Below are 22351 nucleotides of genomic sequence, written 5' to 3'. Positions count from 1 at the left end.
CCGCTGGATTGGTCGCGCTAGAGCCGCCATGGGAGGTCAAACGCGCCGCGCTGGTTGGTTCGATCATGAACATTGCAGGACTGGGACTTGGACCGTTCGCGGGCGGCGTGGTCGCTCAGATTTTGCCGCACCCGCTGTTGACCCCTTATGCTGTCTTCGGCGTGTCGGCTTTGCTTGCTCTGGTTGCACTGGCCATTCACCCGGCTGACGCGGAAGTTCACCCAATCCGGCACTTCCGTCCAGCACTCCGGTTCCACGCACCCGCGCTGGCATCCGTGCGACCGTTTGCCATTGCATCGATCACAACCTTCACTGGCTACACACTTTTCAGTCTGTTTGCATCGCTGGCACCCGCGTTCCTGGGTGACCTCCTTCCGTGGCATGGGCCGGCCGTCGCCGGTACGGGGGTGGCGACCCTGTTTGTCGGTTCCGCCGTTGCCCAGTTCACCCTACGCAAAGTCGACACTCGCCATGGCCTGACATTTGGCGCGTTGTCGATCGGTGCCAGCGGTGCCCTCATGGCTGTCTCACTCCCGCTTCACTCCGGCATCCTGTTTGTTGCCAGCGACCTGATCGGTGGCTTCGGACAAGGTCTCGCCTTCATGTCGGCGGTGGCCGTTATTAATCGGATTGCTCCGCCCGCCAATCGCGCCCGGATGATCTCGTCGTTCTTCTCCATTGCCTATCTGGGAGGCATCGTTCCTATCGTCGGTCTTGGCCTCCTCGCTGACAGGATTGGTCTCGACTCGTCAATCGGCCTGCTAAGCATCGTTCTCAGGCTACTTACGATTGCCCTCGGAATTCTGGCGCATCGAAGCTCGAAGACACTGGGCGATGCCTGACCATCACATGCGGATTGGCAAACTGATTGGCTTGATGACGAAATGTTTTCAACCCCGTTCTCACGGGGTCTCACCGTAGACGCGTTGCTTTGACAGCAGGATAAACACCTGCGCTTCATCACTTTATTCAAGGCAAGCGTTAACCTACAATCGACCCACCTTTCGTTGATCGATTGATAAATTGAAGAAGGCTTCCATGCCCGTTACAAAGCTCGCTCACTACTCGATCCGTACCACCGACCTTGAAAAATCCTGCCGGTTCTATGAGCGAATTCTCGGGTTTAAACAAGGGTATCGGCCTCCGTTCGATTTCCCGGGTGTATGGCTCTACAAAGGCGACGACGAGCGCGATTTCGGCACCGTCCACATCATCGGCGTCGACCCGAACAATCCCGATGGCCTCATTGCATATCTGGGTGACAAAGCACTCCCGGCCACCGGCACGGGAACGGTCGACCACATCGCCTTCCTTGCAACCGGCGTCGAGGCTATGTGGAAAACATTGAAAGCGGAAAGCATCGCGTGGCGCGACCGCACCGTCCCGAGCCTCGGCCTGCATCAGGTCTTCATTGAAGACCCTTCGGGTGTCACCATCGAGTTGAACTTTCCAGCGGAGGAAGTGGCTCATCTCAAGATCCCGCACCAGACGGCGACGCCCGAATCGGCAAAGGCAGGAGATTGATCATGACGATCCCTTCTTCCCGCCCTAAAGCAATCGTCGCGGGCGGCTCGCTGGGCGGCCTCTTTGCTGCCAATCTGCTCACGCGTAACGGTTGGGACGTCGAGGTGTTCGAGCGCGTGCCCGAGGAACTGGCCGGCCGCGGCGCGGGTATCGTGACGCATCCGGAATTGTTCGAATCCCTCGAGGCTGCCGGCGTCCGGATCGACGACTCTATCGGCGTCAAGGTGCAGACACGCGTGACGTTCAACCAGGACGGCCACGTGCATTCTGAACGTACCCTGCCGCAGACGCTCACCGCCTGGAGCAAGATGTACCACGTGCTACGCGCGGCACTCCCTGACACTCACTACCATTCGGGCGACACCGTCATATCGGTCGAAGACGGTCCCGATCAGGCCACCGTGACCCTCAGCGACGGCAGTGTGCATCACGCCGACATCGTCATCGCCGCCGACGGGTTCAAATCCGCAATCCGGGAGCGTTTTCTGCCCGACGTCAAGCTTGAATATGCCGGTTACGTGGCATGGCGCGGACTCGTGGACGAAATGAGCTTGTCGCAGCAGACGCGTGAGGCACTCTTCGACAAGTTTGCGTTTTGTCTGCCGCAGCGCGAACAGATTCTCGGCTATCCCGTGGCAGGTCACGGAAACAGCACCTCTCCCGGCGAACGCCGCTACAACTTCGTCTGGTATCGGGCCACTAGCGAGGACGTGGACTTGCCGAATCTGCTAACCGATTCAACTGGTAAGCGCTGGAGCGGCGGTATTCCCCCTACGTTGATCCGCCCCGATGTTCTCGCCGACATGGAAGAAGCCGCCGTAACGCTTCTTGCACCGCAATTCGCCGAAGTCGTCACGAAAGCAACGCAGCCGCTCTTCCAGCCGATCTTCGATCTTGAGGTGCCGCAAATGGCGTTCGGCAGAATTGCCCTGCTCGGCGACGCGGCATTCGTTGCCCGTCCACATTGCGGCATGGGGGTCACGAAAGCCGCAGGCGACGCGATGGCGCTCGTCGCTGCGCTAACGAGCGACGCTGACGCCCGCCGCGCACTGGCGCAATACAGTCAGGTTCGCACTCAGGTAGGTGCAGCCATCGTCCAGCATGCGCGCCACCTCGGCGCATACATGCAGGCACAGCTCAAAGACGACACGGACCGGCTGATGGCCGAACGCTACCGCACGCCTGAGGCCGTGATGCGCGAGACAGCCGTTCCCCCAAGGTTGTGACTAAGGGTATTTCGCTCAATTGACGGGAGGTGAGTATGACCATGATGAAAGCAGCCGTGTTTATCGAGCCGGGACGAATCACTCTCGAGGACAAACAGATTCCTGATGTGGGGCCAACGGATGCCCTGATCCGGATCACCACCACCACGATCTGTGGCACGGACATTCACATCCTGAAGGGCGAATACCCGGTGGCCAGAGGACTCACGGTTGGCCACGAACCTATCGGTATCATTGAAAAACTGGGGTCGCAGGTCAAAGGCTACGAGGAAGGCCAACGGGTACTTTGTGCCGCCGTGACCCCATGCGGACAATGCTCGTCATGCCTCATGGGATTTCATTCCCAGTGCGGTGGCAAATCAGCCACTGGCTGGAAGGTCGCCGGCGGCTGGAAGATCGGTAACTATCTCGATGGGTGCCAGGCCGAGTACTTTGTCGTGCCCGACGCCCAGGCGAACCTGGCATTGATACCGGACAATCTGACGGATGAGGACGTGTTGCTGATCCCCGACATCGTGAGCACGGGATTTTCCGCGGCAGAAGCGGGCGGCGTAAAAATTGGCGATGTGGTGTCGCGATACGCCCGGGCGATTATATTTGCTCACTGATCGATTTCACCGGCAACAATCTTATCCTCGTAGCACCACACCCAGTGTTCGCCAGGCTCGATCGAGCGAACTAGCGGATGGCCAGTTTCCTGATAGTGCTTGCTTGCGTGCCGATTTGTGGACGAGTCGCAGCAGCCGACATGCCCGCAAGTTAGGCATAGGCGCAAATGCACCCAACGCTGCTCCGACAGTACGCACTCTTCGCAGTAGTCTTTATCCGTCTGCAAGACCCGCGCTTCACCGAGGTGAGTACAGTTCATGGTCATCTTCGCCTCCGTTTTCGATTTACCGCACTGGTATGACGTACGGCGTACCGCTTTCGCCTCCTGTCGCGCTCAAGGAAGGAGGATGCGAAGATCTCGCCGACGCCCTTTGCATGTAGTACTCCGCGATGAGTGCCGTCGGTAAGCCACGAACAGTCGCACGACCGCGTGGCATCGGCCCCATCACTACACGGATCGGCAAAAGCGCCCCCTGCATGTCATAACGGCTGAGTAGCGAGGGCATAGAATCACCTTTCCGTGGTCTGAGCGCGACAATGCTGCTTCTGGAACTGCATGTCGGCTGCGTCAATTGTCACTCGCCTCGATCATTCATTGACTCGATTCCGCCAGATACCGGTGAACGAACGTGACCGCCATCGCCCCTTCCCCAACCGCTGACGCAACCCGCTTGACTGAACCATGGCGGACATCGCCGGCTGCGAAAGAACCGGGGACACTCGTTTCCAGAAAGTAAGGACGCCGCTCGAGCGGCCAGCAAGTCTCAAACTGGGGAAAGTCGCTCAGGTCTGCGCCTGTCACGAGGTATCCATTCCTGTCCCGGACAATCGTGGTGTCTTTTGCCCACTCCGTGTTTGGCGCGCCACCTATACACACGAATAGGCGGTCTGCCGGAACGACCTGAGTTCGACCCGTCCTGTTCGTGATCTGCAGTGCTTCAAGCTGGGAATCGCCGTAGATTGCTGAGACAGACGACTCAAAGACAACCCGGACGTTGCTCGTGTGGGCAATGCGATCTAACAGATAATGCGAGAGGGTGGCGGCAAGGGACTCGCCGCGAACGATCAATGTGACACTCTGCGCGGTTCGCGCGAAGTCATCGCGGCTTGCCCTGCGGAGTTTCCGCCACCTACGATGAAAATCTTTTTGTCAGTGCACATTGGCGCTTCGCTCGCGCCCACGCCGTAATACAACCCAGCGTTCAGAAGCCTTTGCTCATCGGGAACGCCCAGGCTACGGTACTCGATACCCGTCGCGCATATGTTGGCGCGGGCCTTTAGCAGCGTGCCGTCTGCCAGACTGACTTCAATTTTTCCATTCACAAATGTGGCGTGCACGCCCTCGCGCATCATAAGCAGTTCGACGCCAAACTTCACTGCCTGCTGACGAGCGCGTTCCGCCAATTCAGCACCGGCGATGCCCTGCGGGAAGCCCATATAGTTTTCAATAAGCGAACTGGTTCCCTCTTGCCCGCCCACCGCACCCCGTTCAATGACGACAGCCCGTAACCCCTCGGACGCCGCGTAGACCGCAGCGGATAATCCTGCGGGTCCCGCGCCGTATATCGACAGGTCATACTCCTGATAACGCGGACGCGAGACCCACCCAAGCTTGGCGGCAATCTCCGCTAAACTCGGCGCGTCTAACCTTGAGCCATCTGGAAACACGACGACAGGCCATTTGATGTCGTCAAAACCAGAAACGCCTAGCTCCCGGACACACGCTTCGTCTGACGCGATTTCGCACCATTCATACCCAACCACGCCTCGGGAGAGGAAGTCCCGGATCTCGTACGCTTCCTTGCTGTGTGCCACCCCAAGAACCCTGACCACTCTTGCGCCGTCCATCGCACCTCCACGACAAACCCGCCACGTCGAAAATGCCTCTTATGGGCGCCACCGCTGCACTTTCTTAACTGAGCATGCTGACCCAATGCAATCTCGCAGTCGAGTTAAAGTTTCTGAATGTGCGGCGCGAGCGGGGCTGCCGCCCCAGTCTTCGAGGCGAGCAGCCCATAGCCATTGCGGTTCTGCTTACGCTGCGGTCGCGCTGGGTTTCAGCACATCCTCAAGTGTTACCCGAAACAGAGCGACAGACTGTGCACCGCTGACAATCTCCTCGCCAATCCTCACTGACGGTACCGAACTGATGCCACGCCCGATCGCCCGAGCTTCAAGCGCACGCACTTCGTCTACGCCACTGTCCGACGCGAAAAGCGCTTCGACCGTGTCTTTCTTGAAGCCTGCGGCGACCGCGATCTCCGTCAACACCGCGACGTCTCCAATATCCCGGCCAGCGGAAAAATATGCATGGAAGATCGCCTCCACCAGCGCCGTTACGTCATGCCCTTGTTGCAACGCCCATACGAGCCGATGCGCGGCGAGCGTGTTCGGTGTACGCTTCGCCAACGCATAGTTAAATTCCAGACCGACTTGACGTCCGGCCTCCGTGACTTGAGCATCCATTGCTTGCGAGCGCGCCCAGCTCCCAAACTTGGCCGACCGGTATTCCTTTCGATCGAGACCTTCTGCGGGCATACCCGGATTCAATTCATAAGGAACGAACACGAGTTTCGTGCGCTCGACGGCATTTGCTTCACGAATCGCCTTCTTGAGTTTTTCCTCGCCAATCCAGCACCAGGGACAAATAAAATCGTATGTGACCTCGATATTCAGCGTATTCATCGAACCTCTCCAAAATTGATTGTTTGCAGAGCAAACGATAGCGCGCCTACCAGCCGATAGGAATGGCAACGCGAGGCAATGTACCTCTGCGTGGCGGGCAATGAGATGCGTCGAACGGCGAAGCCTGCCCGGAGTCACTCATCTCATGCACCGAGCAGCTTTTTGTCACTCAGCGCGCCACGATATTTCTGACAGGTCACTTTTGCAGATCACGCAAAGGTAGATTGCGTTGCGTCTGGATTCTCTGCTACTTCCGTAACGACTAATCTTCCGCTATCGAGCAATAGCGGGAGAACGCGGTAACCGCCATAGCTCTGCCGAAAGATCAGACGCAGAATCATCAGGAGCGCCTCATGGCCAATGTCAATCGACCCTCTGCAATCGTTATCGGCGGTTCGCTCAGTGGCCTCTTCACGGCGACTGCGCTGCGCGCAGTCGGATGGGACGTCAAGCTTTTCGAGCAGTCGCCCAATGAACTCGACAGCCGGGGTGGAGGCATTGTGCTGCAGCCGGACGTTCTGGAAGCTTTCCGTTTCGGCGGCGTAAAACTGCCGGCTCATCCAGGCGTGGACTCCGGCGATCGCATCTATCTCGACCAGAACGACCGCATCGTCGAGCAGTTCTCCATGCCTCAGACCCAAACCTCATGGAGCCTTCTTTACAGCGCCTTGAGACGTGCCCTGCCGGTTGAAATCATTCACCCCGGCGAACGTTTCACTCGTCTCGAGCAAACAGGGGAAACAGTCAAGGCTCATTTTGAGCATGGCCGGGTCGAGGAAGCGGATCTTCTGATCGGCGCCGATGGTGCGCGCTCCGCGGTTCGGGCTCAGTTGCTGCCTGATTCGCAACCCAGCTATGCGGGTTATATCGCGTGGCGAGGTCTCGTCGAAGAAAATGATCTGCCGGTCGACGCGGCGAATGTTCTACGTGACCGCTTTACTTTCCAGCAAGGTGAAGCACATCTGATTCTGGTTTATCTCGTACCAGGGGAAGACGGCGCAACCGAGGTAGGCAAGCGGCGCTGGAACTGGGTCTGGTACCGCCCGATGTCCGGCGACAGGCTCAAGGCATTGATGCTGGACAGGAACGGGACGCAACGCAGCACGTCGCTCCCCCCCGGAACGACAAAGGACGACGATATCGCCGAACTGCGTTCCGCCGCTAACAGATTGCTCGCGCCTACGCTGCAGGTTCTCGTTCAGGCTACGGCCGAGCCGTTCGTTCAGGCAATCCAGGACCTTCGAGTTGAAAAAATGGTTTTCGGACGGACGATTCTGCTTGGCGATTCCGCGTACGTACCACGTCCGCATACCGCAGGCAGCACAGCAAAGGCCGCCGCGAATGCCGTGGCGCTAGCTCACGCGCTTTCGAAAGGCGGCGAGCACCTGGAGTCTGCGCTATCCGGCTGGGAGCTACAGCAAAAGCGGCTCGGTATCAGCATGTCGGAACTTGGGATATCTCTGGGTGACCGCATCATGAAGCTTCACCGCTAGTGCATGACCGGCATGGTGAAGGTCCTCGGTACGGAACCCAGCGGCAACGCCGCTGGAGATGATTACGGTTCCAGCCACGCCTGCATCCTGCGCTACCCGAGTCGTCCCTCAGTCAAAAACTGACTGCGAGCGTCGAGCGTCGAGCGTCGAGCGTCGACCAGACTTTAATTGTCCGACAGATAATTAACGATTCTGATACATTGAGAAAGAGGGCCGCACTCGCCGTATGGCGTGTCCACCGCAAAACAGCAAACTGTATGGGCCAAGGTTATGGACAAGCTATTGGCGCTCCGGGCGTTTGTAGAAGTCGCCGAGGCGGGCGGCTTTTCGAGTGCGGCACGCCGCCTCGATCTGGCGACATCCTCGGTCATGCGCTCTGTCGATTCGCTTGAGAAGGAGCTCGGCGCGGTCCTGCTCAATCGAAGCACACGCCAGGTCACCCTCTCCGATGCGGGAACCTCCTACTACGCCAAGGCGAAAAAACTGCTCGAGGATATGGCCGACGCGGATGCGTCAGTCTCGGACAGAAGCGGTGAACCATCAGGCCCACTACGCGTTTCCGTGCCGGTCGCATTCGGCTCCCGACGGATCGCACCTGCCCTCACGGCGTTTCTGAAAAAATACCCAAAGCTCGAACTGGATGTCAGGCTGAGCGATGCGTTTGTCGATCTGGTCAGCGAGCGAATCGATGTCGCTATTCGACTGGGTGAGGTGGCGCCCATGGCTGACGTTGTTAGCAAGCGCGTGGGCATCTTCGCTCGTTATCTTGTCGCGAGTAGCGAATACCTTCATCGGGCAGGTTATCCCGCGTCTCCTGACGCATTGGCAGACCATGAATGCCTTCGATTCACCTACGCGACTGAACCTCAAGTCTGGACGTTTTCGCGTGAGAACGAAGAAAAGCGCGTGCCCGTGACCGGCCGACTCAAGGCAAACAGCTCCGAAGTCCTTCGCGAAGCAGCGTTGGATGGGATGGGTATCGCGTTGCTTCCCGACTGGCTGGTGGCATCGGACGTTCAGTCAGGCGCCCTCACCCGGCTCTTCGCCGAGTTCGACGCCGGCCCGAACGATGCACGGGCGGTTGTGAGCGCGCTCTATCTCCCCAATCAACGCGGGTCGCGAAGAGTCAATGCATTTATTGATTTCGTATCCGAACTGGCAAGTGGGCCTCAGTGACCGCTCGCGTCAATCAATAACATCTGGCACCCGGCATTCGGCCACGGCTGGCAAATGCCGCAACACCAGAAACACCTTCGTCGAGCGTTGCACACCACGCAACGGTGTGTGGCGTGCCGTTGGGATTCCGCCCAAGCCCGGTGTCACCTACTCTTACATCCATCGATCAACCGCACGGACATAGAGCACCGGCGCACTTCACTTCTTTGGCGGAGAAACACCATGACGAAGCACCTTTTTAACCCGATCAAACTCGGCCGGCTCTCCCTCGGCCACCGCGTCGCGATGGCGCCGCTTACGCGCTCGCGTGCAGGCCGGTCGGGCAATGTGCCGACGGACCTGAACGTCGAATACTATCGGCAACGCGCCAGCGCGGCGCTGATTGTGAGTGAAGCAACACAAATTTCGCAGCAAGGCCAGGGGTACGCCTGGACGCCGGGCATCCACACGGAAGCGCAGATTGAAGGCTGGCGTGCTGTCAGCAAGGCCGTTCATGAAGAAGGCGGCCACATGTTCCTCCAGTTGTGGCACGTCGGCCGGGTCTCGCATCCCGTGTTCCAGCCCAATGGCGCGCTGCCTGTTGCACCTACCGCCATGCCAGTGCCTGGAAAGACGTTCATTCTTGACGAAGCCGGCAACGGTGTATGGAGTGACGTACCCGTACCGCAGGAACTCACTGTCGAAGGCATCAGTGAAATCGTCGCCGACTACCGGCGTGCCGCAGGCAATGCGATCTCGGCCGGCATGGACGGCGTCGAAATTCATGCTGGGAACGGCTATTTGCTGGACCAGTTCATCAACAGCAACAGCAACCACCGCCAGGACAGCTACGGCGGCAGCATCGAAAATCGCGCGAGGCTGCTGCTTGAAGTCGTCGCTGCGGTCAGCGACGAAGTGGGTCCGCAAAACGTCGCCGTTCGGCTGACGCCAATGGGACGGTTCATGGGGATGGGCGACGAAACGCCTGAGGCAACGTTCGGCTACATCGTGCGAAAGCTCAATGACTATGGCCTCGCCTATTTGCATCTGGTCGAGCCCGCGATGGTGGGGACAGTGAAGGACGAGAACTTCGACCCGCGCTGGGACGCCATCATCAAGTTGCTGCGCGACGAATACGAGGGCGTGTTGATGATTGCCGGCGGCTACGACCGTGAGACCGCCGAAAAAGCGATCGCCAGCGGGCGGGCCGATATCGTCGCGTTTGGACGCCCCTTTATCGCGAACCCGGATCTGCCGGCGCGTCTGCGTGACGGACACCCGCTGAACGCCGCCGACAGCAGCAGCTTCTTCGGCGGCGATACGGCCGGTTATACCGACTACCCGGCTATGAACTGAGCGGGAGCTTTCGCACCTGGCCGCCTCGACAAGGTGACGCAATCCAAAGCGAGGCGGCCTGCTCCGCGGATTGCGTCGTTTAATAAACATGCGAAGAAAGACTGCGAAGCGCAGCGCCTGCCCATACCCGTGCCGACTACGCACCCGGCGTGGCGTCAGGACGCGCAAGCACCGCACCCGGCCACAGGGCCCGCTTGCTGCGTTCATACTGCGGCGGATACGTGATCGAGCCTTCGGCACCCAGCTTTTCGGCCGCATGCCAGACCCAGCGGGGGTTGTCCAGAAGCGCCCGCGCGAGCGCAACGGTGTCTGCCTTTCCCTGGCTGACAATTGACTCTGCCTGCTGCGGTTCGACAATCATCCCAACCGCGCGCGTGTGGATTCCTGCGTGCGCTCTCACCTCTGCGGCAAACGGCACCTGATAATCAGGTCCCACGGGAATCCGGACATTGGCAATTCCGCCGGAACTCACGCACACATAGTCCGTGCCGAGCGCCTTCAAGGCAGAGGCGAAAGTAATGGCTTCCGCGACGCTGATGCCTTCAGCCAGCCAGTCCTATCCCGTAATCCGAGCGCCTAGCGATATGGAGCCCGGAAGCGCTTCACGCATCGACCTGGCGACCTCCAGCGGAAATCGCATGCGGTTTTCGAGGCTTCCGCCATAGTCGTCCTCGCGCCGATTGGCGACAGGCGAGAGGAACTGGTGCATCAGATAACCATGCGCCGCGTGAATTTCGATAACGTCGAATCCAAGGCGAGCCGCCGCCACAAACCCCTCGCGAACGCGCGCCATGGCGGCGGGCGTCATCTCTGTCGGCGTGTGCCAGCCGTCGCCGGCTGCCAGCGCGGATGGCCCTTCCGTCTGCCACGGATCCTCAGAACTGGCTAGCGCGCCACGCCCCTCCCACGGCCGCTGGGCCGAAGCCTTGCGGCCCGCGTGATTGATCTGGATGCCCCAACGCGTCTGTCTCGGACTGACACGCCTCGCCGCGGCCATCACTCGCGCCAATGCGGCTTCGTTTGCGTCGCTGTACAGCCCAAGACATCCGTGCGTAATGCGAGCATGCCGTTCTATTGCCGTCGCCTCGAGCACGACTAACCCGGCGCCGGAAATACCAAGTTGCATCAGATGCATCAGATGCCAGTCGTTCGCACAGCCATCATCTGCGCTGTACTGACACATCGGGGAAACGGCGATGCGGTTGGGTAATTCAATCGCTCCAACCATGGTGGGTGAAAACGGTTCAGACGACATACATTTCTCCATAACGGAAATGTGCGGGCCCGGTGAGCCACGCTCGGTGCTAACGCGCCTCGCCCTTTACCGGATACCCACTCCACACCTCCAAAGCACCCAATGCAGGGCGGGTCACCGTTACCCAATCCTAGCGCCTTGCAACACCGAAATCCTCTTGCATGACTGAATTGTTCTTAAAATGCGGCCATTTATGTGCTGCGAGACGGGCGGATAAAGATACGGCGCATCATAAATTTTTATATTGATACGTATAACTTACTAAAATACAGCCATCCAAATTAAGAAAAATTAAATTGTCCTTGCGCGCGTAAATAGTCAGTCAACGAACCGTGGACGGACATCGCACCCAGACGAGCACTTAACGGGACGCGGCGTGTCGCCATCACTGGGCCCGGATTCACTGTCATGGCCGATACTAGCGGGTCTAACCGGCCCGCCTGCCGCGCCGGTCTGTTTGAGATCATATCTTCGAACCTGCTATATTTCCCGTTCCAGTGATCATCCGATAAGGGAATGAGGAAAGAGGATGCCAAAGCCGAAGCGCCCAATCATCAACCCCAAAGGGCACGTCGAAGAAGGGGTTGCCCACGCTTCGCGAGATCTGGCGGCGACGCCGGTAACCGTCACGCGCCGTATGTTGCCGGAAGACCGCGAAATGCAGATCGTCGAAAAAGCGATCGAGCATTTCGCTACTCATGGCTTTTCCGGCAGCACCCGTGAACTGGCCAAGCAGATCGGCGTGACACAGCCCCTGCTCTATCGATATTTCCCTAGCAAGGAAGCGCTGATCGACCGCGTCTACAACGAGATCTACCGCTGGGATCCGCAATGGGAATGCCTGATCGCGGACCGTTCCATTCCCCTTCAGGAGCGCTTGTGCACGCTCTACAAAGCGTATTCACACGTGATCCTGCAGCGCCAATGGATCCGCACCTTCATTTTCGCCGGCCTGACTCGCGAGGGCATCAACACCCGCTATCTCGACAAGCTGCGCGAGCGCGTGTTCGGGCCAGTGATGCGAGAGTTACGCGCGGCCTATGACATTCCATCGCCACGCACACGTGCCGCGCAGGAAGCAGAACTCGAACTGATCTGGAGCCTGCATGCGAGCATCTTTTATATCGGCATGCGCAAGTGGGTGTACGGCCTGCCCGTACCTAAGGATCTCGACGCGCACGTCGAGCGCATGGTTGACGTCTTTTTGAACGGTACGCCGGCCGTGTTGAAGAAGTTGACGCCCACAGGCACCAGCCGCGTACGCTCGGCCTCGTAGCCTTTGTCGTCGCTTTCGTCGCCACTTCTCGCGCGGCGTGAAGCGGCGCGACTCCATCGTCCAAAGATGCGTCGCTCGCGCTAAATCTCAGGTGACGGAGTAACGCCGACGATTGCTGGCGTTACGCCGATGGCCATTCTCGCTGTCATGGCGGTCCGCATGAAACCTGCAACGGCTTGTCCGCCGAACGCAGTCCAATTTCATTACGTTTAACTTTCAAGTACGTCGTGACTGCCGTCACCCTGCGAAACTGCAGGGTAAACACCGGCACATCACCGCTTTCTCTCAAAGCGGTGATGATCTACAATTTATCGATCGATCACTAATCGATCGATAAATTGTAGGAGGCGTTCATGGCACTCACAAAGCTGGCCCATTACTCAATCCGTACAACCGACCTCGAAAAATCGTGCCGGTTCTATGAGCGGGTTCTCGGCTTCAAACAGGGATACCGGCCACCCTTCGATTTTCCGGGTCTCTGGCTCTATAAGGGCGGAGACGAAACCGACTTCGGCACGGTCCATATCATCGGCATCGATCCAGACAATCCGGACGGCCTGACAGCGTACCTGGGCAACAAGGAACCCCCGGCCACCGGCACGGGCACGGTCGATCACATCGCCTTCCTCGCGACCGGTGTCGAGGATATGTGGAAAACACTGGAAGCGGAAAACGTCGAGTGGCGCGACCGCACCGTCCCCAGCCTCGGACTGCATCAGATTTTCATCGAAGACCCGTCGGGCGTCACGATCGAGCTGAACTTTCCTTCTGCAGAAGTGGCGGATCTCGAGATCCCTCATCCGGCCGCCGCTCAAGAAGCAGCAAAAACAGGAGATTGAACATGATGAATGCGACTCGCAAACTCAAAGCAATCGTTGTAGGCGGCTCGTTGGGCGGACTCTTCGCCGCAAATCTTCTCGCCCGCAACGGCTGGGAGGTCGACGTATTCGAGCGGATTCCCGAGGAGTTCGCCGGTCGCGGCGCCGGGATCGTTACGCACCCCGAACTGTTTGAAGCCCTGAGCGCAGCGGGCGTCCAGATCGACGACTCCATCGGCGTCAAGGTGCAGGCGCGAGTGACGTTCGACCAGCAGGGCGCCGTGCTCTCTGAACAGGCAATGCCCCAGACGCTCACCGCGTGGGGCAAGATGTACCACGTTCTACGCTCAGCCTTCCCCGACGTTCACTATCACTCCGGGGGCACTGTCGTGGCGGTCGTTGACGGCCCCGATCAGACAACGGTGACGCTCGGCGACGGAACGGTTCATCGGGCCGACATCGTCATCGCCGCCGATGGATTCAAATCCGCTATCCGGGAGCAGTTTCTGCCCGAAGTAAAGCTGGAGTACGCCGGCTACGTGGCATGGCGCGGACTCGTCGACGAGATGAGCCTGTCGCAGCAAACCCGCGACGCCCTGTTCGAGAAGTTCGCGTTTTGTCTGCCGCCCCATGAGCAGATTCTTGGTTACCCCGTGGCCGGTCAAGGAAATAGCACGGTGCCAGGCGAACGCCGCTATAACTTCGTCTGGTATCGGGCCACCAGCGAGGACGTCGATCTACCGAACCTGCTGACTGACGCCACCGGAAAGCGCTGGACTGGAGGAATTCCCCCTACGCTGATCCGCCCGGATGTCCTTTCGGACATGGAGGAAGCTGCTGTGACGCTGCTTGCCCCTCAGTTTGCCGAGGTTGTGACACGCGCGACGCAGCCGCTCTTCCAACCCATCTTCGACCTCGAAGTGCCACAGATGGCGTTCGGCCGGGTCGCATTGCTGGGTGACGCGGCATTCGTCGCTCGTCCGCACTGCGGCATGGGCGTAACCAAAGCGGCAAGCGATGCCATGGCGCTGGTTGCAGCCCTCACCACCACCACCGACGTTCCCGGCGCACTCGCCGAGTACAGCCGCGTGCGCACGCAGGTCGGCGCCGCCATCGTCCAGCATGCTCGACACCTCGGTGCCTATATGCAGGCACAACTCAAGAACGACACGGATCGTCTGATGGCCGAGCGCTATCGCACCCCAGAGGCCGTCATGCGCGAGACGGCCGTACCCGCGCGCTTCTGATTTTTTTGTACAAGGCAGACCGGCCCTCGAGCCGGCTCATTCGCTCAGGCAGATAAAGGGCGATTCGCAAGGAGACGTCATGGAGCACACTGTCCCAACCTACCAGGCCGCCGAGCCGCATGGCGCCGCTGACCGGCCCGTTACGGCCAATCCTTTGCTGAGCGATCCGCGCTTCATAGCGCTGGTGCGTACACGCCGGGCGTTCTCATGGACGCTGACGATCCTCATGCTGATCGTCTACTTCGCCTTTATTCTGACGCTCGCCTTTTCGCCAACGCTGCTCGGCAATCCCGTCACCCAGGGTTACCCGATGACGTGGGGTATCCCCATCGGTTTTGGGATGTTCGTTTTCACGTTCGTCCTCGTAGCCGTGTACGTCGTACGTGCAAACTCGTCTTACGATCGCGCCATTAGCGAGATCAGGAACGGAGCCTAACCATGAAACACCTGTCTGTCTTAGTGAGCTTGCTGCTCACAACCCTTCCCGCATTGGCCGCGGGTCCATCGGGCGTCGCACAGGGACACAATCCCATTGCGATCGGCATGTTTCTGGTGTTCGTCGCCTCTACGCTTCTGATTACCCGGTGGGCAGCCCGAAAGAACCACAGCGTTTCCGACCACTACGCCGCTGGCGGGAAGATCACGGCTTTCCAGAATGGCTGGGCGATTGCCGGCGACTATATGTCCGCTGCGTCATTGCTTGGCATTTCGGCCCTCGTCTTTACGAGCGGTTACGACGGTTTGATTTACTCGATCGGCTTTCTCGCCAGCTGGCCGATCATCCTCTTTCTGATTGCCGAGCCGCTACGCAACCTCGGGCGCTATACCCTGGCTGACGTCGTATCGTACCGCCTGCAGCAAGGTCCAATACGCGCATTTGCGGCGTCGAGTTCGATCGTGATCGTTCTGCTCTATCTGGTTTCGCAGATGGTGGGTGCAGGCAAGCTCGTCGAGTTGCTGTTTGGGTTCAATTACACAATTGCCGTAGTGATCGTCGGGGTTTTGATGGTCGTGTATGTGTTCTTCGGCGGTATGTTAGCAACCACGTGGATCCAGATTATCAAGGCGGTTCTTCTGCTGGCCGGTGCGGCATTCATGGCGTTCATGGTGCTGGATCGATTCGGGTTCAGCCTCAACGCACTCTTCTCACAAGCGATTCTCGCGCATCCTAAACATCTGGCGATCATGAGTCCGGGCGGTCTCGTGTCGGATCCGGTCTCCGCCGTGTCGCTGGGTCTCGCGTTGATCTTCGGAACAGCTGGATTGCCCCACATCCTGATGAGATTCTTCACGGTGGGTAACGTCAAGGCTGCTCGCAAAAGTATTCTTTACGCGACCGGCATTGTCGGCATCGGTTATGCCCTGATTATTATTATCGGCTTCGGCACGATTGCCCTGGTCGCGACCGACCTGCGGTATCACACATCATCGGGTGCCGTGATCGGTGGCGCAAACATGGTCGCGATCCATCTCGCCCACGCGGTCGGCGGCAACATCTTTCTTGGCTTTATCTGCGCGGTGGCGTTCTCGACCATTCTGGCTGTCGTCGCGGGTCTGACGCTTGCCGGCTCGTCGGCAATCTCGCATGATCTGTATGCAAATGTGATTCGTAAAGGCACAGCTTCGGACCGCGAGGAGATGCATGTCTCACGCATGACAACACTCGTGCTTGGCGTACTGGCCATCCTGCTCGGGATTGCATTCGAAAAGCAGAATATTGCCTTCATCGTGAGCCTTACCTTCTCGATCGCAGCCAGCTCCAATTTCCCCGTGATCCTGCTCTCCATCTACTGGCGAGGATTGACCACGCGTGGTGCAGTCTGGGGCGGCTCGCTAGGATTGCTTACGGCCGTCGCGCTGACCATTCTCAGTCCTACGGTTTGGGTTCAGGTGCTTGGACATGCCCATGCCATCTACCCGTATGAATACCCCGCTCTCTTTTCGATGATCGTTGCATTCGCCGGTATTTTCGTCTTCTCCATCACCGACAGGTCGCCACATGCGGCTCGGGAGCGCAGCCTGTATGACAACCAGCTCGTCAACTGCGAGCTGGGCATGGTGGAACAGGGCTAATCGCACTTCAACCTATACAAACGGAGACAGATTCATGGATTGTGCTTGCTGTGTATCGTCCAAACGTCGTCAATTCCTCGGTGCTATCACAGCACTTGCTGGCGGCGTCATGGCAGGAGTGTCCGCCACCGCTGCGCAGGCGGCATCGACTATCACCACGGGCGTCACGCGCTCGATCGATATCCATGCCCACTACTACCCCGAGAGCTACTGTGATCTCGTGGGAGGCGACGGTAAGAAATTTGGTGGGCGATTCACTTGCGACGCCAGTTCATTCTCCTTTCAGACCCCGGCAGGCGCCCTGGGTCCGTTGCCGATGAAATTCATCGACGTCGACGAGCGTTTAAAGGACATGGACGGCTCCGGCGTCGATATTCAGGCACTGTCCTTAAGTGTACCGATGGCGTACTGGGGCGACCGCGCATTCAACGCGAAGCTGGCGAGCACCTGGAATGACGCAGCATCCAAGGTCTACCTGCAGCATCCCGCCCGGTTTGTTGTACTCGCTACGCTCCCTATGTTGAACGCGAGCGATGCTATCGATGAGCTGGATCGCGCTGCGGAGCTACCCGGTGTCCGAGGCGTCTATATGGGAACGAACATCAACAACCGGGATCTCGATGACCCGCTGTTCGAGCCCGTTTTCAAACGGATAGAACAACACAAGCTGCCTGTTTTTCTGCATCCGCAGCAAACGGTCGGCGGCTCGAGGCTGGCGGACTTTTACCTGAGCAATCTGCTCGGCAACCCGTTCGATACCGCCATCGCCGGCTCGCATCTCATCCTGGGCGGCGTGTTGGACCGGCACCCGGAGTTGCAAGTCACGTTGCCGCACGCGGGCGGCGCGCTTCCCATCCTCATGGGCCGAATCGACGCGGGGTGGACTACGCGGCCGGAGACGCGATGGCTTGCACAAAAGCCGAGCAGCTATTTGCGACGCTTCAGCTACGACACCGTCTCTCACTCCGGGCCCGTGCTCGATTTTCTCATTCAAAACATCGGGATCGACCGGCTGGTGCTCGGCAGCGATTATTGTTTCGACATGGGCTACGAGCAACCCGTCCGTTTTCTCGACCGGCTCGCCCTTCCGCCTGAGCAGAGGAATCTCGTGCTGGGTGGAAATGCCGCGAAGCTTCTGAGAATCTAAACAGACCCGCCGCAGGGCGCTCAAGGGATTTTCGCAGTCCAGCCGTGCGGATCAACGGGTCTGGACGATTTTCCCACTTTGGCAACCTGCTCTGCCGTGGCAAACGCCCCTTGATTCCCCCAGCCGGTTTGCACAAAGGTCACGATATCGGCGACCTGCTGGTCATTGAGCACCGAGGCATAAGAACCCATCGTCATCGCGGATGGCGCAGTTCGCGTAGCGGGCATGGAGGCTCCTGAAAGCACGATATGAATGGCGGAAGTGGGGTCCTGGGTTTGCAACACAGGATTTCCAGCGAGTGCCGGAAAAGCCTTCCCATTGCCTTTACCGTCAGACCTGTGACAACCTGCGCAGCGGTCGAGGTAGAGCTACGCGCTTGGCGTTGACACCCGCCCGTTATAAAGCGCGGTAGCGACGGCCGCACTGTACGCAAACGGCTCGGTGCCTTTCTTATGCGGCGGTAACGACTTGAGATAGACCGCAATACTCGTCAGATCTGCATCAGTCATGTACTGCGTCGAATGGACCGCCACATCGTTCACTGCGCCAAACGATGCTGTGCGCGTGTTGCGGCCGCTTCGCAAGAACGCGACGAGCGCCGGCCAGTCATCGGGGCCAAATAACTTTGGCCGGTAGAACGTCTCGCTTATTTCCCTGCGACACGCTACCGAGACCAACGCCCCGCCGCTGGCGGCAACCGCAACGGGCGCAGCGCTTGCCACACCGCGCAGAAATGCGCGCCGGGAAGGCGAGATGCCGATGATCTTCATAGCACTCCTCCTGGGCTCCCGAAGCACGATCAGACCGTCGGCGTGGCCGAGCGCCCGCCATTGCAGAAACGGCAGCACTGCCGATTAGTGCCCCGACCTCGGCCGTCACTGCGCGCCTACTCCACCGGAACGGGAATATCGAAGCCGTTCAACGTGACCGAGACAAAACAGTAGTGGCCGACAAGATAAATCAGCTCATTCGTACCCCGCTGCCCAAACAACGCGATGGCGCGCCGATAAGTACCATCGGGAAGCTTGTGGCCGGCGCTTAGCGCATGCGCCACGTCGTACGCCAGCCCTTCCTCGTCTGTCATGCCTTCTGGGCGGCTTCCAGACACGAGCGTGGAAATGAATTGATCGCTCAAGCCGTGCTTCCTCGCTACTGCGCCATGTGCATACAACTCGTATGCAGCGCCAAAGCGCGTCCCCACCACCAGGATGACGATTTGTCGAATCCGGTCCGGGATCACTGAGAAGCGTGTCATTGCCTTGGTGGTATTCCAGAACGCAGCGCCGACCTCCGGCTCATTAAGCCATGCATTCCAGGGCCCCGTGATCGCGCCGTCATCACGAATGGTCGTGAAGAGGCTGTACTTCGCCTCGATGCCAGCCTTCATGTCATCGTAGAGCGGGCGTTGTTCCGCAGTGAGATTCTGCGGAGCGATTGGAGCGAGGCGCATAAAATACTTTCCAGGAGACAGGAACCGTGGATACATCGGTCAGAACCACCCATCGCGGCGCGCATTGCCGTTGCTAATGTTCAAACCTTAATTTGGGCAAGTCAGAACAACCAGATAAATATTCTTAAGATTGCTAAGGATAATACGTCGGTTTGCTACGCTCGCGGGTTCAGCGCGGAGGCAACAGTTGGCGACGCCGATCCACGCTGCCGCCGGACCGACCGGACCGACCGGACCGATATCAATGTTATCTGTGGCGCACGAGCGCACGGCGACTAGCCGTTCAAATGCCCATTCAGAATGATTCAGAAGATTTAGTCTGCGGCGAAACGTGCGCTCGACTAAGCTCAAGCAACGCTCAAGAATCGCTAGTGACGGATGTTGCAACGAGACGGCGTGACCCTGCTGCGGTAAGCCTTTTTGTCCGGTAACCCGTCGCGCCACGCAGCGGCAGGCGCGGTCAATCGATGCAGCGTGACAGAAGGGAATGACCTATGCACGCCATGCGCCATGTCCGGAATCTCGCCTTCAGATTGCTGTTTGCGCTTCTCCCGGTCGTTGCCCTCGCTCCTCCCTCTGCAACGGCCGCCACGCCTCAGGTGCGCACTCAGGGTCCCGGCTATTGGTTAAATCCCATCACCAAGGCCGAAGCACCTAACTCTCCCGGCTCGTTCTTCGATAGCGCGATCTCGTGTGTGGCCCCGTATCGAAGCGCTGTCAGCTTCATACCATCAAGTTCCACAGCAAGAGAGACGACATGACTTCGACCGCCAATCCCATCGTCAATCACACACGCCGGGCGAACGGCATTCGCCAGCACTACCTTGATTCGGGCAGCGGCCCGATCGTCGTTTTGCTGCATGGCTTTCCCGAAACCAGCTTCGCGTGGCGTTTTCAGATCCCAGTTCTAGCGAGGAAGTTTCGCGTCATCGCGCCCGATCTTCGCGGTTACGGTGAAACCGACAAGCCGGCAAGTGGCTATGACAAGCGCAATATGGCGCTGGATCTGCTGGCCCTGCTCGACGACCTCGGCATCGACAGAATCGCTCTGGTCGGTCATGACCGGGGGGCGCGCGTAGCCACACGATTTGCTAAAGATCACCCGCAGCGCCTCGACCGGCTGGTGGTGATGGACAACGTACCGACGCGCGTCGTGGCGCAGAACACGACCGCTCAAACTGCACGTGCTTACTGGTTCTTCCTGTTTCATCTCGTCCCGGATCTGCCGGAGACTTTGATTAGCGGCAAGGAAGCGGAGTGGCTTCATCATTTTTTCGCGGACTGGTGCTACAACCCGTATGCAATCGAAGGGGCCGACTTCGACACCTACGTCAGGGCCTATAAGCGGCCGGGTGCCCTACGCGGCGCGATGTCCGACTACCGGGCGAATAACGAGGATGTGAAACAGGATCTTGTCGATGCGGACACCAAAATCGCCTGCCCGACCATGGCCATCTGGGGCGAAGACTTCTATGCGGTAGGTGGAATGTTCGACATGAAAGCGGTTTGGGAGGGAATGGCCACTCATCTGCGCGCGGAACCCATTGCGCAGTGCGGACATCTACCGCAGGAAGAGCAACCGGAACGGGTCAATACACTATTGCTTGATTTTCTGGAAACCTGGAAAGGTTGAGTCGGAACGATATCTCACCAGGTTGGATCACCGACCCTGCCCCCTCCGTCCTGCTCAGGTCCGCTCGTCAAATACGCCGAGCGTTGCCCCATCGCGGTCTCTATGCTCCATGAAATTTCTTACGCCTTGATCCCCTTCTTTTTCTCGATGGGAGCAGGCTATTTCGCAGGGAAGATCGGCAAGGGAAAAATGGCACTTGCGTCGATCAACACGATGCTCGTCGATTATGCCCTTCCATTCGCGTTGTTCGTCTATACGGCAAAGATGCAACGAGGCAGCTTCTCGATCCCCATCGTTCTGGTTGTGGTTGTGGTTCTCGTCATTGTTATGCTTTTACCGTATTTTCATTCCTTGCGGCTCATTCGGAATCCTGTTCGGACTCGCCTATAACGTGCGTGGAGAGCGAACCATCGTTGTATACCTGACCCGTGGAGGGTCACAGGCGGCAAAAATACAACGATAAAAGTCCAGCTTTCGCTGGCCTTTGTTGGCAGTCTTTTGATCGGCAACAGGCAACAAAAAAACCCGCGGAGCCAATAGCCACGCGGGTTTTAGGGTACTGCAGCAGATCTCTTCGGACTTACCCGGACACTAATCGTGAAACGGAATGGTGGGTGCTGAGAGGCTCGAACTCCCGACCTACGCCTTGTAAGGGCGCCGCTCTACCAACTGAGCTAAGCACCCGTTTCGCGATTCAGTGTGTTTCTGCTTTTACTGCCTGATTGATCAACTTGCGCTGCAATTGATGCGACACCAAGTCACGCAGGATTCGCTGCACTTCTTTCTAACGAATCTGCAATTCCTCAAGCAGCAAGCCCATTAGTTTAGCGCATCCTTCAGAGCTTTGCCAGGCCTAAATTTAGGGACCTTCGCTGCCTTGATCTTGATGGCGGCGCCCGTGCGCGGATTGCGGCCCGTGCGCGCGGTGCGCTTGCCAACAGCAAACGTGCCAAAACCCACCAGCGTCACCGAACCGCCTTTCTCCAACGTACCTTTGACCCCACCGATCACCGCATCGAGTGCACGCCCTGCCGCAGCCTTCGAAATATCGGCCTCTTGCGCAATGTGATCGATCAATTCCGTTTTATTCATTCCAACCCCCGAGAATGTTTATGGCGAATGTTTATGGCAATCGTGACGGCGCTCTGCAGCACCTGACATCACGCGGCTGACGGCCAACGCCGAGCCGACTCATTAGAATTGGCCGAAACCCTTGTGTCAAGCGGGGTTGAGCCTGATTTCGAGGGTTCTGGAGTGCGCATCCTATAACCAAATCTTGCCGCCAATCGATGCGAGCGCAACTAGTCGGCGACGGAGAACGCCCTTTGCTCAGAAAGTGGGATTGCGTGCGTTCCAGAGGCGTCTTTCGGCATCTCGCCATCAATAAAAAACCCGCGGCCTGGA

19 protein-coding genes, 1 tRNA gene and 5 pseudogenes are annotated in these 22351 nt (G+C 58.6%); 15 read left to right on the top strand and 10 right to left on the bottom strand.

All coding sequences use genetic code 11. From position 1 onward, the window contains the following. The 4 genes and pseudogenes from PQQ96_RS29745 to PQQ96_RS29730 all read left to right on the top strand — a co-directional run. Positions 1-842: MFS transporter (locus PQQ96_RS29745; protein WP_408299232.1), on the top strand; the 842-nt coding region annotated here is incomplete at its 5' end. A 196-nt stretch (positions 843-1038) separates the two neighbouring features. Beyond that, entirely contained in the window at positions 1039-1524 is a 486-nt protein-coding gene (locus PQQ96_RS29740) for a VOC family protein (protein WP_408299237.1), read from the top strand. 2 nt (positions 1525-1526) lie between these two features. Continuing rightward, on the top strand, positions 1527-2750 hold the full coding sequence (locus tag PQQ96_RS29735) for an FAD binding domain-containing protein (protein ID WP_408299230.1): 1224 nt from the start codon (positions 1527-1529) through the stop codon (positions 2748-2750). Positions 2751-2785: 35 nt separating this feature from the next. Beyond that, positions 2786-3346, top strand: a pseudogene (locus tag PQQ96_RS29730) (alcohol dehydrogenase catalytic domain-containing protein); the annotation flags it as partial. Between the two features lie 5 nt (positions 3347-3351). Here the strand turns inward: PQQ96_RS29730 and PQQ96_RS29725 are convergent. From PQQ96_RS29725 to PQQ96_RS29710, 4 genes and pseudogenes are all read right to left on the bottom strand, one after another. Further along, positions 3352-3624 carry a UBP-type zinc finger domain-containing protein gene (locus PQQ96_RS29725; protein ID WP_408299229.1) on the bottom strand — a complete coding sequence of 91 codons (273 nt, stop codon included), beginning with the start codon at positions 3622-3624 and terminating at the stop codon, positions 3352-3354. Positions 3625-3718: 94 nt separating this feature from the next. Further along, a pseudogene (locus PQQ96_RS29720) lies at positions 3719-3865 on the bottom strand (alkene reductase); the annotation flags it as partial. Positions 3866-3951: 86 nt separating this feature from the next. Then, positions 3952-5207, bottom strand: a pseudogene (locus PQQ96_RS29715) (NAD(P)/FAD-dependent oxidoreductase). Between the two features lie 186 nt (positions 5208-5393). Beyond that, positions 5394-6044 carry a DsbA family oxidoreductase gene (locus PQQ96_RS29710; protein ID WP_408299227.1) on the bottom strand — a complete coding sequence of 217 codons (651 nt, stop codon included), beginning with the start codon at positions 6042-6044 and terminating at the stop codon, positions 5394-5396. A gap of 353 nt (positions 6045-6397) precedes the next feature. Between PQQ96_RS29710 and PQQ96_RS29705 the strand changes: the two genes are divergently transcribed. The 3 genes from PQQ96_RS29705 to PQQ96_RS29695 all read left to right on the top strand — a co-directional run bounded on the left by PQQ96_RS29705 (position 6398) and on the right by PQQ96_RS29695 (position 10048). After that, positions 6398-7537 (top strand): FAD binding domain-containing protein, encoded by a 1140-nt coding sequence (locus tag PQQ96_RS29705; protein WP_408299225.1) that lies wholly within the window; start codon positions 6398-6400, stop codon positions 7535-7537. Between the two features lie 270 nt (positions 7538-7807). Beyond that, on the top strand, positions 7808-8713 hold the full coding sequence (locus PQQ96_RS29700; RefSeq protein ID WP_408299223.1) for a LysR family transcriptional regulator: 906 nt from the start codon (positions 7808-7810) through the stop codon (positions 8711-8713). Between the two features lie 222 nt (positions 8714-8935). Next, a complete protein-coding gene (locus PQQ96_RS29695; RefSeq protein ID WP_408299221.1) occupies positions 8936-10048 on the top strand; it encodes an alkene reductase in 1113 nt (370 codons plus the stop codon). 136 nt (positions 10049-10184) lie between these two features. On the opposite strand, the pseudogene PQQ96_RS29690 reads toward PQQ96_RS29695, so the two are convergent. Further along, positions 10185-11303 (bottom strand): annotated as a pseudogene (locus PQQ96_RS29690) (NADH:flavin oxidoreductase/NADH oxidase). Positions 11304-11940: 637 nt separating this feature from the next. Between PQQ96_RS29690 and PQQ96_RS29685 the strand changes: the two are divergent. The 6 genes from PQQ96_RS29685 to PQQ96_RS29660 all read left to right on the top strand — a co-directional run bounded on the left by PQQ96_RS29685 (position 11941) and on the right by PQQ96_RS29660 (position 17864). Next, positions 11941-12579, top strand: coding sequence for a TetR/AcrR family transcriptional regulator (locus tag PQQ96_RS29685; protein ID WP_408299236.1), 639 nt, complete (start codon positions 11941-11943; stop codon positions 12577-12579). Positions 12580-12932: 353 nt separating this feature from the next. Further along, positions 12933-13418 (top strand): VOC family protein, encoded by a 486-nt coding sequence (locus PQQ96_RS29680; protein WP_408299219.1) that lies wholly within the window; start codon positions 12933-12935, stop codon positions 13416-13418. Between the two features lie 2 nt (positions 13419-13420). Further along, entirely contained in the window at positions 13421-14644 is a 1224-nt protein-coding gene (locus tag PQQ96_RS29675) for an FAD binding domain-containing protein (RefSeq protein WP_408299234.1), read from the top strand. A 79-nt stretch (positions 14645-14723) separates the two neighbouring features. Next, positions 14724-15080: a DUF485 domain-containing protein gene (locus tag PQQ96_RS29670; protein ID WP_408299218.1), complete on the top strand. Its 357-nt coding sequence runs from the start codon at positions 14724-14726 to the stop codon at positions 15078-15080. Positions 15081-15082: 2 nt separating this feature from the next. After that, entirely contained in the window at positions 15083-16717 is a 1635-nt protein-coding gene (locus PQQ96_RS29665; RefSeq protein WP_408299216.1) for a cation acetate symporter, read from the top strand. Positions 16718-16751: 34 nt separating this feature from the next. After that, positions 16752-17864, top strand: a complete 1113-nt coding sequence (locus tag PQQ96_RS29660; protein ID WP_408299214.1) for an amidohydrolase family protein — start codon at positions 16752-16754, stop codon at positions 17862-17864. A 20-nt stretch (positions 17865-17884) separates the two neighbouring features. On the opposite strand, the pseudogene PQQ96_RS29655 reads toward PQQ96_RS29660, so the two are convergent. The 3 genes and pseudogenes from PQQ96_RS29655 to PQQ96_RS29645 all read right to left on the bottom strand — a co-directional run. Continuing rightward, positions 17885-18220, bottom strand: a pseudogene (locus tag PQQ96_RS29655) (c-type cytochrome); the annotation flags it as partial. 12 nt (positions 18221-18232) lie between these two features. Then, a complete protein-coding gene (locus PQQ96_RS29650) occupies positions 18233-18634 on the bottom strand; it encodes a hypothetical protein (RefSeq protein WP_408299213.1) in 402 nt (133 codons plus the stop codon). Between the two features lie 116 nt (positions 18635-18750). Then, a complete protein-coding gene (locus tag PQQ96_RS29645) occupies positions 18751-19314 on the bottom strand; it encodes a carboxymuconolactone decarboxylase family protein (protein ID WP_408299211.1) in 564 nt (187 codons plus the stop codon). A gap of 757 nt (positions 19315-20071) precedes the next feature. On the opposite strand from PQQ96_RS29645, the gene PQQ96_RS29640 reads away from it, so the two are divergent. Further along, a complete protein-coding gene (locus tag PQQ96_RS29640) occupies positions 20072-20947 on the top strand; it encodes an alpha/beta fold hydrolase (protein ID WP_408299209.1) in 876 nt (291 codons plus the stop codon). A 102-nt stretch (positions 20948-21049) separates the two neighbouring features. Further along, positions 21050-21337, top strand: coding sequence for an AEC family transporter (locus PQQ96_RS29635; RefSeq protein ID WP_408299208.1), 288 nt, complete (start codon positions 21050-21052; stop codon positions 21335-21337). Between the two features lie 218 nt (positions 21338-21555). On the opposite strand, the gene PQQ96_RS29630 is transcribed toward PQQ96_RS29635, so the two are convergent. Further along, positions 21556-21631 (bottom strand) — tRNA-Val (locus PQQ96_RS29630). Positions 21632-21766: 135 nt separating this feature from the next. Beyond that, positions 21767-22039: an HU family DNA-binding protein gene (locus PQQ96_RS29625; protein WP_408299206.1), complete on the bottom strand. Its 273-nt coding sequence runs from the start codon at positions 22037-22039 to the stop codon at positions 21767-21769. Positions 22040-22351: the final 312 nt, after the last annotated feature.

The sequence above is a fragment of the Paraburkholderia sediminicola genome, assembly GCF_046027825.1.
Lineage (GTDB): Bacteria > Pseudomonadota > Gammaproteobacteria > Burkholderiales > Burkholderiaceae > Paraburkholderia > Paraburkholderia sediminicola_D.
This window is presented reverse-complemented; position numbering and strand designations above follow the sequence as displayed.

Coding starts and splice junctions, on each gene's coding strand:
- PQQ96_RS29740 (WP_408299237.1), top strand. CDS start 1,039: ATGCCCGTTACAAAGCTCGCTCACTACTCGATCCGTACCACCGACCTT.
- PQQ96_RS29735 (WP_408299230.1), top strand. CDS start 1,527: ATGACGATCCCTTCTTCCCGCCCTAAAGCAATCGTCGCGGGCGGCTCG.
- PQQ96_RS29725 (WP_408299229.1), bottom strand. CDS start 3,624: ATGACCATGAACTGTACTCACCTCGGTGAAGCGCGGGTCTTGCAGACG.
- PQQ96_RS29710 (WP_408299227.1), bottom strand. CDS start 6,044: ATGAATACGCTGAATATCGAGGTCACATACGATTTTATTTGTCCCTGG.
- PQQ96_RS29705 (WP_408299225.1), top strand. CDS start 6,398: ATGGCCAATGTCAATCGACCCTCTGCAATCGTTATCGGCGGTTCGCTC.
- PQQ96_RS29700 (WP_408299223.1), top strand. CDS start 7,808: ATGGACAAGCTATTGGCGCTCCGGGCGTTTGTAGAAGTCGCCGAGGCG.
- PQQ96_RS29695 (WP_408299221.1), top strand. CDS start 8,936: ATGACGAAGCACCTTTTTAACCCGATCAAACTCGGCCGGCTCTCCCTC.
- PQQ96_RS29685 (WP_408299236.1), top strand. CDS start 11,941: ATGTTGCCGGAAGACCGCGAAATGCAGATCGTCGAAAAAGCGATCGAG.
- PQQ96_RS29680 (WP_408299219.1), top strand. CDS start 12,933: ATGGCACTCACAAAGCTGGCCCATTACTCAATCCGTACAACCGACCTC.
- PQQ96_RS29675 (WP_408299234.1), top strand. CDS start 13,421: ATGATGAATGCGACTCGCAAACTCAAAGCAATCGTTGTAGGCGGCTCG.
- PQQ96_RS29670 (WP_408299218.1), top strand. CDS start 14,724: ATGGAGCACACTGTCCCAACCTACCAGGCCGCCGAGCCGCATGGCGCC.
- PQQ96_RS29665 (WP_408299216.1), top strand. CDS start 15,083: ATGAAACACCTGTCTGTCTTAGTGAGCTTGCTGCTCACAACCCTTCCC.
- PQQ96_RS29660 (WP_408299214.1), top strand. CDS start 16,752: ATGGATTGTGCTTGCTGTGTATCGTCCAAACGTCGTCAATTCCTCGGT.
- PQQ96_RS29650 (WP_408299213.1), bottom strand. CDS start 18,634: ATGAAGATCATCGGCATCTCGCCTTCCCGGCGCGCATTTCTGCGCGGT.
- PQQ96_RS29645 (WP_408299211.1), bottom strand. CDS start 19,314: ATGCGCCTCGCTCCAATCGCTCCGCAGAATCTCACTGCGGAACAACGC.
- PQQ96_RS29640 (WP_408299209.1), top strand. CDS start 20,072: ATGACTTCGACCGCCAATCCCATCGTCAATCACACACGCCGGGCGAAC.
- PQQ96_RS29635 (WP_408299208.1), top strand. CDS start 21,050: ATGCTCCATGAAATTTCTTACGCCTTGATCCCCTTCTTTTTCTCGATG.
- PQQ96_RS29625 (WP_408299206.1), bottom strand. CDS start 22,039: ATGAATAAAACGGAATTGATCGATCACATTGCGCAAGAGGCCGATATT.